At 62.2% G+C, this 12065-nt stretch carries 5 protein-coding genes and 4 pseudogenes; 1 reads left to right on the top strand and 8 read right to left on the bottom strand.

The annotated features are described in order from the left end of the window. Positions 1 to 127: 127 nt before the first annotated feature. The 8 genes and pseudogenes from mdtD to betI all read right to left on the bottom strand — a co-directional run bounded on the left by mdtD (position 128) and on the right by betI (position 9638). Positions 128 to 1556 (bottom strand): annotated as a pseudogene (gene mdtD, locus PSH87_RS26390) (multidrug transporter subunit MdtD). A gap of 37 nt (positions 1557 to 1593) precedes the next feature. Next, positions 1594 to 2443, bottom strand: a pseudogene (locus tag PSH87_RS26385) (alpha/beta fold hydrolase). A 257-nt stretch (positions 2444 to 2700) separates the two neighbouring features. Continuing rightward, complete coding sequence (locus PSH87_RS26380) at positions 2701 to 4017, bottom strand: TldD/PmbA family protein (RefSeq protein ID WP_305431658.1); 1317 nt, start codon at positions 4015 to 4017, stop codon at positions 2701 to 2703. Continuing rightward, positions 4017 to 5459 carry a TldD/PmbA family protein gene (locus tag PSH87_RS26375; protein ID WP_305431656.1) on the bottom strand — a complete coding sequence of 481 codons (1443 nt, stop codon included), beginning with the start codon at positions 5457 to 5459 and terminating at the stop codon, positions 4017 to 4019. Before PSH87_RS26375 ends, PSH87_RS26380 begins: the two co-directional genes overlap by 1 nt. A 189-nt stretch (positions 5460 to 5648) precedes the next feature. Further along, a complete protein-coding gene (locus tag PSH87_RS26370) occupies positions 5649 to 7046 on the bottom strand; it encodes a choline dehydrogenase (RefSeq protein ID WP_370695285.1) in 1398 nt (465 codons plus the stop codon). Between the two features lie 229 nt (positions 7047 to 7275). Beyond that, positions 7276 to 7344 (bottom strand): annotated as a pseudogene (locus PSH87_RS28945) (hypothetical protein); the annotation flags it as partial. 135 nt (positions 7345 to 7479) lie between these two features. Next, positions 7480 to 8952: a betaine-aldehyde dehydrogenase gene (betB, locus tag PSH87_RS26365; RefSeq protein WP_305431654.1), complete on the bottom strand. Its 1473-nt coding sequence runs from the start codon at positions 8950 to 8952 to the stop codon at positions 7480 to 7482. A gap of 92 nt (positions 8953 to 9044) precedes the next feature. Next, on the bottom strand, positions 9045 to 9638 hold the full coding sequence (gene betI / locus PSH87_RS26360; protein ID WP_017735982.1) for a transcriptional regulator BetI: 594 nt from the start codon (positions 9636 to 9638) through the stop codon (positions 9045 to 9047). A 380-nt stretch (positions 9639 to 10018) separates the two neighbouring features. On the opposite strand from betI, the pseudogene PSH87_RS26355 reads away from it, so the two are divergent. After that, positions 10019 to 11954, top strand: a pseudogene (locus tag PSH87_RS26355) (BCCT family transporter). Positions 11955 to 12065: the final 111 nt, after the last annotated feature.

Raw genomic sequence — 12065 nt, 5'->3', positions numbered from 1 at the left:
GGCGGACAGCGGCAAAGTATTAAAAGCGGTGGCGATGGTGGTCACGGGGCTGGCTCTGCAAAACAAAATGTCGCGCAGTGTACCAGCCCTGTGGGATTTTCCCCGCAAGTTCTAGACGAGAAGCCGCTTAATGCTCGATGTGCTGCTCCGGGCTGGCCTGCCGTTTGCCGTCTTTTGGCGACAATTGCAGGAAGATCGCCGCCGCTAGCATCGCCATGATGCCTACCGTGAGGAAGGTCAACTGGAACGCGCCGAGTACGCTTTCCACGCCGTCGTTGCCGGTTTCAGCAGTAAACCCGCCGAGCAACGCACCGGCACAGGCCACGCCAAGGCTCAGGGACAATTGCGCCACCACCGACAGCAGGCTGTTGCCGCTGCTGGCCTGGGCGTCGTCGAGGTCGATCAGGGTCACGGTGTTCATCGCGGTGAATTGCAGCGAGTTGATCGCCCCCAGCACCGCCAACATGCCCAGCAGCAGCGGGTAGGGCGTGTGTTCCGTGACCAGGCCCATGCTCGCCAGCATGATGCCCAGCGCCAGGGTGTTGCCGGTCAGCACGATGCGGTAGCCCAAACGCTCGATCAACGGCCGCGCGATGGACTTGGCAAACATCGCCGCCGCCGCCAGCGGCAGCATGCTCATCCCCGCTTCCGACGGTGAATAACCCAGCGCCACCTGCAACAGCAGCGGCACCAGGAACGGCAACGCGCCGCTGCCCAGGCGCGCAAACAGGTTGCCGAGGATGCCCACGGCAAAGGTGCGGGTCTTGAACAGCACCGGCGAAAACAGCGGGTTATCGATATGCCCGGCGCGCAGCCAGTACGCCGCCAGGCACGCCAGCCCGCCGAACAGCAGCAACATCACCCGCAGGTGCGGCAGGTGCAGTTCGCCCAGGCCTTCCATGGCGATGGTGATCAGCACCATCGCCGCGCCAAACAGCAGGAAGCCGATCCCGTCGAACCGCGTGCGCTCGCTGCCGCGCAGGTCGGGGATGAATTTCCACACGGCGTAGCAGCCGATCATGCCCACCGGCAGGTTGATCAGGAAGATCCAGTGCCACGTCAGGTACTGCACCATCCAGCCGCCCATGGTCGGGCCAAGCAGCGGGCCGAGCAGGCCGGGGATGGTGATGAAACCCATGATCCGCACCAGCTCGGAACGCGGGTAAGCACGCAGCACCACCAGTCGCCCGACCGGCAGCATCAGCGCGCCGCCCAGGCCCTGGATCACCCGCGCGCCGATCAGCATGCTCAGGCTGCTGGACAAGGCGCACAGCAGCGAACCAATGCTGAACAGCATGATCGCGCCAAAGAAGATTTTCTTGGTGCCGAAGCGGTCGGCGATCCAGCCCGACGCGGGGATCAGCAAGGCCACGGTGAGCATGTAGGCAATCACCACGCCTTGCATGCGCAGCGGGTTTTCCGCGAGGTCGCGGGCCATGGCCGGTAACGCGGTGTTCAGGATCGTCCCGTCCAGCGACTGCATGAAGAAGGCAATCGCCACCACCCAGGGGGAGCCAGCGGGCGGTCTTGGCATCGAGCGGGACGCGATTCGGCATAGAAAACCCTTTTTGTTAGCAGGCTATGTGTCGGCGATTATGCGCCATCCGTCGCGCCTTTTCCCACCAGGAAATCCAGCAGTTCACGGTGCACCGCCGTGGCGGCTTCGCTGGATTCGAGGTCAAGCAAGTGACCGGTATGTTCGGCCACGGCAAAGCTGCTGCGGCCCACGTACGCCTTGAACAACCCGGGCTTCGGCGGCCGGCGTGTATTCGTCCAGCGTGCCATTGAGAAAGTGCACCGGTGTTTCAATCCGCTTGAGCGCCGGCAGGTAATTGCCATCGCCCAAGGCCAGCACCTGATGGATATGAAAACGCGCCTGGCGGTACTCGTTGGTGGCCATGGTCGACAGGTGCCGATGGTTGTTGCGCTTGAGCCGCGGCGACAGGTATTTGCCCACCGTCTCGTTGAGCAGATCGCCGACCGCGGACTTGTCATCCGCCTCGATCAACACCCGCACGCGCTCCACGTAATCGAGCATGGCCTGGTTGAGGTTGGGCGCCAGGGCCATCACCACTGAGCTTTGGATCGACGGCGGGTTGTGGGCCAGGGTCAGCAGCGTGGAGATGCCGCCCCACGAGGCCGACACTAGGTGGTTGACCTCGAAGCGCTCCACCAGGGCGCGCAGCATTTGCACTTCGTCGTCCTTGGTCACCAGGTCGAGGTCGGCGTTGTGCTCGCGGGAATAGCCGGAGAAGGGCAGGTCGAAGAGCAATACATTGAAATGCTCGGCCAGGCACTTGCTGGTGCGGGCGAACGAGCGGGTGGTGGACAGCGCGCCATTGACCATCAGCACGGTGTTTTTTTGCGGGTCGTCTCCCAGTTGCTCGACGTGGACGTTGTAGTGCTTGAACAGCTTGTTGATGACGAAACTTCCGTGGTCCATGTCAACGCTCACTTCCTGTGGGTGGCGGTATGCCACTAACCGTTATAGCGAGGTTTTTTGCGGGGGACAACAGAGCACGGGGGAACAGGTGCGAGATGGGATTTCACGGTAGGAATATGGGAATAAAGCGGCCTGAAAACACCGCAAAACAGTGTGGGAGCTGGCTTGCCTGCGATAGCAGTCTGTCAGTCGCCGGATGAGTTGACTGATACACCGCTATCGCGGGCAAGCCCGCTCCCACAGGGGATTTGCTGGGTTTAGAGGGTCAAGGTCAGGCGGTTGACCAAGGCGCCTGGCAGCAAGTTGGAGGAAGTGTTGCGCTGGTCGTACGTACTCGCCGACAACAGCAACTCCCGCTCCGCCGTCAGCGCTTCCAACTGCGAACCCAGCAAGCTGTACACACTGTCATCAAAGCGCATGGTGCTCACCGGCGCCTTGATCTCGCCGTCTTCCACCCAGAACGTGGCAAAGCGCGTCATGCCGGTCAGGCGGGCGGCCGGCAGGTCGGAGTAGTTCAGGTACCACAGGTTGCTGATGTACAAGCCGGTGCCCAACTGCTTGAGGATGTCGGCCTGGGCCAGGCTGCCTGCCGCCATCTGCAAGGCGCTGGGCGCTTCGTCACTGCTCGCGCCGTTGGTGCTCATGCCATATTCGGCGGCGCTGCGGGAGTTGATCAACTCGCCTGCGGCCTTGCCGGCGTTGATCAGCGTCACGTCGCCGCGTGGGTAGCCTTCGCTGGAAAACGCTTCGCTCAGGGAACCGCTGATTTGCTCGCTCACCGTCACCAGCGGGCTCAGGGACTGTTCGCCGGCATACAGCTTTTGCAGCGCACTGCTTTTGCTGGCGATGGCCTGGGCGGAAAAACCGCCCCAGGTGATGAGGTCGATGATTTCTTCCAACGCCGCCGGGGCGAGGTAGGCGCGGTACTGACCCGGCGCCAGTTTGTGCAGCGGGCGGCCGAGGAATTCAAGCTGCTCGCGGGCTTGCTGGAAGCGCGCGGCAAATTCGCGGCTGTCCCAGGTGTGCCCGGCGTAGCTGGCCTTGACCGCTTCGCCGTTGGCGTGGAACAGGCTGAAATCGAAGTTGAAACTATTGGCCTGGTGCCAGCCGAATGCCCCCGACGAACTGGCAAAGCCACGGCTGATGGGACCTGCGGCATAGAAGCCGACCAGGTCCACGCCTTCGGCGGCGCGGCTGATGTCTTCCAGCACCTGGGCCAGCTCCGGCAGCGGCTGGGCCTGTTCGTTGCTGCTTTGCCAGGCGTTGTGGTTGAGCAGCAGGTACGGGTCTTGTGGCAACAGCGGCAAGGTCTCGCGCAACTGTTGCAGGCCATCGGCGAGGCGCTGGCGATCCAGTGCCGGTTCGCCGGCCAGGGTGATGCCGAGGTCGGCGTGGCGCCCGTCGTTGATCAGCTTGAGGTGGACGCTGGCTTGTTGCACCTGCCCGGCCTGACGCACCTTGGCGTGGTTGAAGCGCACGAACTCGGACGCTTCATCGGCGTAGCCCAGCTGAAATTGCTCGTTGTCGGTGATGGCCTGCTTGAGCCATTCCACCAGTGCCTTGAAGTTGTCCATCAGGCATCTCCCCCAAATACATCGACATTGCTGAATACACACGCGGGCGACGCATGGCCGACGCGGATCACCTGGTTGGGTTCGCCCTTGCCGCAGTTCGGCGTGCCCAATACCTTGAAGGTGCTGGCATCGCCGACGGCGCTGAGGTTGCGCCAGAACTGCGCGGAAATCGCCCGGTAGTTGGGGTTTTTCACCACGCCTTTCAGTTCGCCGTTTTCGATCAACTGGCCCCACTCGCAGCCGAACTGGAATTTATTGCGCGCGTCATCAATGGACCACGAACGGTTGGTGGACATCAGGATGCCGTTTTCAATCCCGCCCACCAGCTGTTCGAAACTCTGGTCGCCGGCCTCGATATTCAGGTTGGCCATGCGGTCGATGGGCGCGCGGTTCCAGCTGCTGGCGCGGCTGTTGGCGACGCCGCCCATGCCCGCACGGAATTGCGACAACGCGCCGCCCAACGGCTTGAGCAACAGCCCGTCGCGGATCAGGAATTGTTTGCTGGCGGCAGTGCCGTCGTCGTCATGGCCGTAGCTGGCGAGCTGTTCGGGGATCTCCGGGTCGAAGGTCACGTTGAGCAGCGCTGAGCCGTATTGCAGCTGGCCGAAGTCGCTGGCTTTGACAAAGCTGGTGCCGGCGTAATTGCGCTCATCGCCCAAGATGCGGTCCAGCTCCAGCGGATGGCCGATGGATTCGTGGATCTGCAGGATCATCTGGTCGGGCATCAGCAGCAGGTCGCGCGGGCCGTTGGGGGTGTTCGGCGCCAGCAGCAGTTGCAGGGCTTCGTCGGCAATGCGCGGCGCGGCGCCGGCCAGGCCGAAGCGGCTGATCACGCCAAAGCCGCCTTGCTGGCCGAAGTTGCTGCCGCCGAGGGTGCGGGTCTGGCTGTCATGGCCGTCGTAGGCGGTGACGTTGACGCCGGGGAACACAAAACGCTGGGCCTGGCGCAGTTCGGCGCCGGCACTGTTGAGGTAGATCTGTTCGACGTGGGTCAGGCCCAGGCTGACTTCCCAGTTCACCAGGCGCTCGTCCGCTGGCACGGCGGCAGACTCATCGCCCAGCAGCTGGTAGCAGTCGCTCAAGGACGGGAAGGCTTGCTCGAGGTCGGGGGACAGGTAATCAGCCACATCGCTGGACACCGGCTGGTCGCGCAGGTCGAGCAGGGCGTGAGGTTTGATCAATCGGGCTTGTTGCTCGGCGCGCTCAAGGGCGGCTTGCAGGCCAACGAGGGAAATATCGTTGGTGGCGGCATAGGCTTCCACACCGTTGAGACGCACGGTGAGCATGGCGCCTTCGTCGTGGTTCAGGTGCGGCGGTTCGGCGACATTCTTGCGCACGGCCAGGTAGTGGCCGGATTCGCGCACGTAGCGCAGGGAGAAGAATTCGGCGCGGGTGCGCAGGGCAGCGAAGTGTTTTTTGAGTGTGGCGTGGTGATCGAACATGGGGCCTTCCTTGTGGGCGGCTCGTCGCGGGCAGGCGGACAGAGTAGCCGATCAAGGAGGGGTTTTGCATTGGCGGGTCGGGCCTCATCGCGGGCAAGCCCGCTCCCACAGGTTGACCGAGTTGTTCAGGCGAACTCGGTCAGGTGTGGGAGCTGGCTTGCCTGCGATACAGGCAGCGCGGTGTCTCAGTTACTGCGCAATTTCACGCATCGGCTTGCCACGCACCGGCGCATCGCCCGCTACGTAGTAGTCGGCGGTGCTGCGCGGCAGCGGCTGGCGGCCACGGATCTTGTCGGCGATTTTCTCGGCGATCATGATCGTCGGCGCGTTCAGGTTGCCGGTGGTGATGATCGGCATGATCGACGCATCCACAACGCGCAGGCCTTGCATGCCGTGCACGCGGCCTTCACCGTCCACTACCGCCATGTCGTCGGTGCCCATCTTGCACGAGCAGGACGGGTGGAACGCGGTCTCGGCGTGTTCACGGATGAACTTGTCGAGTTGCTCGTCGGTTTGCACGTCGATGCCCGGGCTGATTTCGCGGCCACGGTATTGGTCCAGCGCCGGCTGTTGCATGATTTCCCGGGTCAGGCGGATGCCGTCGCGGAATTCCTGCCAGTCCTGTTCGGTGGCCATGTAGTTGAAGAGGATGCTCGGGTAGTCCCGTGGGTTCTTCGACTTCAATTGGATGCGACCACGGCTTGGCGAACGCATGGAGCCCATGTGCGCCTGGAAACCGTGCTCTTTCACACCGTTGCTGCCGTTGTAGTTAATCGCTACCGGCAGGAAGTGGTACTGGATGTTCGGCCACTCGAATTCTTCACGGGTACGGATAAAACCGCCCGCTTCGAACTGGTTGCTGGCGCCGATGCCGGTGCCGTTGAACAGCCACTCGGCACCGATGGCCGGCTGGTTGTACCAGAGCAGCGACGGGTACAGCGACACCGGTTGGGTGCACGCATATTGCAGGTACAACTCAAGGTGGTCCTGCAGGTTTTCGCCGACGCCGGGCAGGTCGTGGACCACCGGGATGTCGAGGTTGTTCAGCAGTTCGGCCGGGCCGACGCCGGAGCGTTGCAGCAGTTGCGGCGAACCGATGGCGCCACTGCACACGATCACTTCTTTGCGTGCACGGGCTTCCACGCGCTCTTCAGCCGCGCCGATCAGGTAGCGCACGCCAACGGCACGCTTGCCTTCAAACAGCACTTTGTCGCTGAGGGCGTGGGTGACGATGGTCAGTGTGGAACGCTTCTTGGCGGTGTCCAGGTAACCGCGAGCGGTGCTGGCGCGACGGCCTTTCGGCGTGACGGTACGGTCCATCGGGCCGAAGCCTTCTTGCTGGTAACCGTTCAAGTCCACGGTGCGCGGGTAACCGGCCTGTACGCCGGCTTCAACCATGGCGTGGAACAGCGGGTTGTTGCCGGCTTTTGGCGTGGTCACGCTGACCGGGCCATCGCCGCCGTGCCAATCGTTTGGGGCCGATGTCGCGGGTTTCGGCTTTGCGGAAGTACGGCAGGCAGTCGAGGTAGGTCCAGTTTTCCAGGCCTGGCAGTTTCGCCCAGCCGTCGTAGTCCATCGCGTTGCCACGGATGTAGCACATGCCGTTGATCAGCGAGGAACCGCCGAGGCCCTTGCCGCGCCCGCATTCCATACGGCGGCCGTCCATGTGTGGCTCTGGATCGGTCTCGTAGGCCCAGTTGTAGCGACGGCCTTGCAGCGGGAACGCCAGCGCCGCTGGCATTTGCGTGCGGAAGTCGAAGCGGTAGTCGGGGCCGCCGGCTTCCAGCAGCAGGACGGTGACGCCTTCGTCTTCGGTAAGACGGGTCGCCAGGGTGTTACCGGCGGAGCCGGCACCCACGATGATGTAGTCGTATTCTTGGGACATTGGATGCACCCTCTTTTGAGATGGTCAGGTCGGGCCTCATCGCGGGCAAGCCCGCTCCCACAGGGGAATGCATTCCAACTGTGGGAGCTGGCTTGCCTGCGATAGGGCACTCACAGGCAATACAAGGCTCGGGTCTTAGAACACCGAGACGTAATCGCCCAGCTCAACCTGTACCGATTTGATGCGGGTGAAGTTGTTCAGCGAGCTGATGCCGTTCTCACGGCCCACACCGGATTGCTTGTAGCCGCCCACCGGCATCTTCGCGTCGGACTCGCCCCAGGCGTTGATCCAGCAGATACCCGCTTCCAGCTGATGAATCACGCGGTGCGCGCGGTTCAGGTCCTTGGTCACCAGGCCGGCAGCCAGGCCGAAGTCGGTGTCGTTGGCGCGGCGGATCACTTCTTCTTCGGTTTCGTAGGTCAGGATCGCCATGACTGGGCCGAAGATTTCTTCACGCACGATGACCATGTCGTCGGTGCAGTCGGTGAACACGGTCGGGGCCACGAAGGCGCCTTTGGCGAAGTCGCCGTCGGTCAGGCGATCGCCGCCGCACAGCAGGCGTGCGCCTTGCTCTTTGCCCTTGGCGATGTAGCCCAGCACGCTTTCCATGTGTTGGAAGCTGACCAGCGGGCCGAAGTTGGTGTTTTCGTCTTCCGGGTTGCCGACGCGAATGCGTGCAACACGCTCGACGATCTTGGCTTCAAACGCCTCTTGCAGGTGCTTGGGTACGAACACGCGAGTGCCGTTGGTGCAGACCTGGCCGGAGCTGTAGAAGTTGGCCATCATCGCGGTGTCGGCGGCGCGGTCGAGGTCGGCGTCGTCGAAGATGATCAGCGGGGACTTGCCGCCCAGTTCCATGGTCACGTCTTTCAGCGAAGAGCTGGAAGCGCTGGCCATGACCTTCTTGCCGGTGTCGGTGCCGCCGGTGAAGGAGATTTTTTCGATGCGCGGGTGCTCGGTCAGCCAGGTGCCGACTTCACGGCCGCTGCCGGTCAATACGTTGAAGACGCCTGCTGGAACGCCGGCTTCGGTGTAGATCTCGGCCAGTTTCAGGGTGGTCAGCGAGGTGACTTCGCTTGGCTTGAAGATCATTGCGTTACCGGCGGCCAGGGCTGGCGCGGATTTCCACAGGGCGATCTGGATCGGGTAGTTCCACGCGCCGATACCGGCGACCACGCCCAGCGGCTCGCGGCGGGTGTAGACGAAGGCGGTGTCGCGCAACGGGATCTGCTCGCCTTCGATCGCTGGCACCAGGCCTGCGTAGTATTCCAGTACGTCGGCGCCGGTGACGATGTCGACGTACTTGGTTTCGGAGAAGGCTTTACCGGTGTCCAGGGTTTCCAGGGCGGCCAGTTCGTCGTTGCGCTCGCGCAGGATGTCGACGGCACGACGCAGAATGCGCGAACGCTCCATGGCGGTCATGGCTGCCCAGATTTTCTGGCCTTTTTCAGCGCTGACCACGGCACGTTCAACGTCTTCCTTGGTAGCGCGTTGCACTTGGGCGAGAACTTCACCGTTAGCCGGGTTGATGGCTTCGAAGGTGGCATCGCTGCCAGCGTCGCTGTAGCCGCCGTCAATGTAGAGTTTTTGCAGTTCGAAACGGGCCATAAAGTCCTCGCAAGTGCATAAGTGGTTGGCGTTGACCACCGCACCGTAGGCCGGTGCGGCAGCGTTCAGGGGTTGAGCGGTTTATGTGTGCTCTAACTCACCTGCTTGGCCAATTGGAAATCCATGTATTCGTAAGCGATCCGTTGCGCCTGCGCCGTGTCGAAAGCGTCTCCCGACAGGGCGCCGCGCAACCACAAACCGTCGATCAGGGCCGCCAGCCCGCGGGCTGCTTTGCGTGCATGCGGCAACGGCAGCACTCGGCGGAACTGGCAGCACAGGTTGGAGTACAGACGTTGATCGTTGATCCGCTGCAACCGGTGCAATGACGGGTGGTGCATGCTGGTGGCCCAGAAGGCCAGCCAGGTTTTCATTGCCGGGCCGTTGACCTGGCTGGCGTCGAAGTTGCCCTCGATGATCACCTGAAGGTGCGCCCGTGGGCTGTCGTCCGTCAGGGCCTGTCGGCGTTCGTGGACGTTATCGATCAGCGCGTTCATCAAGTAGCGCATCGTCGCTGCAATAAGGCCGTTCTTGTCCTTGAAGTAGTGACTGATGATGCCGTTCGAGACGCCGGCCAAACGGGCGATCAGCGCAATGCTGGCATCTCCCATCCCGACCTGATCGATGGCCGTCAAGGTGGCTTCGATCAATTGCTGGCGGCGTATGGGTTGCATACCGACCTTGGGCATGTAGCACCTCTCCTTAGGCCTGCCGACTGGCGATAAACGTCCTTCGGCTTGATGGCCAGTCTATTTTGTTTTGATTGAACGTTCAATCAACAAAGAATAAGATCTGCGACAAATGGTCGCTGCCTACAGAAGTTTCCTACCTGGGAGCCGCGACAAATGACACCTGCAAAAACCCTTGAAACGCCCTGTCTACCGGTCCGGTAGGGGACCAAGGATTTTCGGGGTGTCTTTATAACACCCGTCCGTCGCCTGCCCATAAAGCGATGTCCCGGGATAACCGCTGCCTTGTGTTTCTCTTTCGCACTGCCCGGAGCATCTGCGCCATGAGTTCTGCCTCTCTTATAAAGACCCCGCCAGAAAAGGTGCGGGTCAACGGTTGGGTGTTCTACACCTCCACCGCGTTGATTCTGTTGTTGACGGCCATCCTGATCATCGCCCCGCAGGAGGCCGGGCGCATGCTCGGCGTCGCGCAAGCGTGGCTGTCGAAAAGCTTTGGCTGGTACTACATGGTGGTCATCGCCGCCTACCTCGTGTTCGTGGTCGGCCTGGCGTTTTCGTCCTACGGCAAATTGAAACTGGGCAGCAAGGACGACACCCCGGACTTCAGCTACGGCGCCTGGGCCGGCATGTTGTTCTCGTCGGGTATCGGCATCTCGCTGCTGTACTTCGGCGGCCTCGGAGCCGTTGGATCACTACTTCAACCCGCCCGAAGGCGCGGCCGCCAGCAACACGGCTGCACGCCAGGCGCTGCAACTGACCTTCCTGCACTGGGGCCTGCACGGCTGGGCGATCTACGCCCTGGTCGGCCTGGCCGTGGCCTACTTTGCCTACCGTCATAACCAGCCGCTGGCCTTGCGTTCGGCGCTGTACCCGCTGGTGGGCGAGCGTTGGGTGAAGGGCGCGGCCGGCCACGCGGTAGACGGTTTCGGCATGTTCGTGACCCTGCTGGGCCTGGTGACCAACCTGGGGATTGGCGCGATGCAAGTGTCGTCCGGGTTGGAAAACCTGTTCGGCATGGAGCACAACAACACCAACCTGCTGATCGTGATCATCGTGATGAGCACCGTGGCGACCATCGCCGCCGTGTCGGGTGTGGAGAACGGCATTCGCCGCCTGTCCAACCTCAACATCGTGCTGTTCAGCGGCCTGCTGATCTTTGTGCTGTTGTTTGGCCCGACCCTGCACCTGCTCAACGGCTTGGTGCAGAACACCGGTGATTACCTCAACGGTATCGTGCTGAAAACCTTCGACCTCTATGTGTACGAAGGCGACGCGGCGAAGACCGAAGGCTGGATGGGCCTGTGGACCCTGTTCTACTGGGCGTGGTGGATTTCCTGGGCGCCATTCGTCGGCATGTTTATCGCGCGGATTTCCCGTGGTCGCTCGGTGCGTGAACTGGTGGCTGGCGTGCTGCTGATCCCGCTGGGCTTCACCCTGGCGTGGCTGTCGATCTTTGGTAACTCGGCGCTGGATCTGGTGCTCAACCATGGTGCGGTGGAGTTGGGCAAGACGGCGCTGGAACAGCCGTCGATGGCCATCTACCAACTGCTGGAGCATTACCCGGCGTCGAAAATCGTCATCGGCGTGTCGATCTTTGTCGGCTTTGTGCTGTTCCTGACCCCGGCGGATTCCGGCGCGGTGATGATGGCCAACCTGTCGTGCAAAGGCGGCAATGTGGACGAAGACGCGCCGCATTGGTTGCGGATCTTCTGGTCGGCGGTGATCACCCTGGTGACCATCGGCTTGCTGTTTGCCGGCAACTTCCAGGCCATGCAGACCATGGTGGTGCTGGCGGGGCTGCCGTTCTCGGTGGTGCTGGTGTTCTTTATGTTCGGTTTGCACAAGGCGATGCGCCAGGACGTGGCCATCGAACAAGAGCAGGCGCAATTGGCCGAGCGTGGCCGTCGTGGTTTCAGCGAGCGCCTGACTGCGCTGGACCTGCAGCCGAGCCAGGGCACGGTGCAGCGTTTCATGGACAAGCACGTAACGCCGGCGTTGGAAGAAGCCGCTGTTGCGCTGCGTGAGCAAGGGTTGGAAGTGCAGACGCTGCTGGGCAAATCCAAGCGCTGCATCGGTGTGCGCATCGAGATGGAAGAGGGCAACCCGTTTGTCTACGAAGTGAGCCTGGATGCTTACTCGTCGGCTTCCACTGACCTGCCTGAAGAAGAGCGCACCCGCTACTACCGTGCCGAGGTGTACCTGCACAACGGGCCTCAGGAATACGACCTGATGGGCTTTGCCCAGGAACAGATCACCCGGGACGTGCTCGATCAGTTTGAAAGCCATCGGCAGCTCCTTGGCCGGGTCTATAGCTGATAGTTGAAGTGAGCGGCGCCGTCACTGGCGCCGCTTTCTCAAGGTTGAAATGAGTTCAACTGTGGGAGCTGGCTTGCCTGCGATAGCTGTAGTGAATTCACCAAAGCTATC

Source organism: Pseudomonas sp. FP453 (assembly GCF_030687495.1).
Lineage (GTDB): Bacteria > Pseudomonadota > Gammaproteobacteria > Pseudomonadales > Pseudomonadaceae > Aquipseudomonas.
This window is presented reverse-complemented; position numbering and strand designations above follow the sequence as displayed.